This is a genomic window from Streptomyces sp. NRRL S-31, assembly GCF_000718775.1.
In the GTDB taxonomy this organism is placed as follows: Bacteria; Actinomycetota; Actinomycetes; order Streptomycetales; family Streptomycetaceae; genus Streptomyces.
In genome coordinates this window covers 1-319 of sequence record NZ_JOCB01000278.1, presented here as the reverse complement: position 1 = coordinate 319, position 319 = coordinate 1, and the positions used below count along the sequence as shown (strand labels likewise).

General features: G+C 70.8%; 1 pseudogene. It reads left to right on the top strand.

The window, feature by feature from the left end:
- Positions 1-319: pseudogene (locus tag IF37_RS40460) on the top strand (transketolase); the annotation flags it as partial.

Below are 319 nucleotides of genomic sequence, written 5' to 3'. Positions count from 1 at the left end.
ACAGAAGGTCGGCAACGGCCATCCCGGTACGGCGATGAGCCTGGCCCCCGCCGCCTACACCCTCTTCCAGAAGGTGATGCGGCACGACCCCGCCGACCCCGAGTGGGTCGGCCGCGACCGCTTCGTGCTGTCCGCCGGCCACTCGTCCCTGACTCTGTACACCCAGCTCTACCTCGCCGGGTTCGGCCTGGAGCTGGACGACCTGAAGTCGTTCCGGACGTGGGGCTCGAAGACCCCCGGCCACCCGGAGTACGGGCACACCAAGGGCGTCGAGACCACCACCGGCCCGCTGGGCCAGGGTGTCGCCAACGCGGTGGGC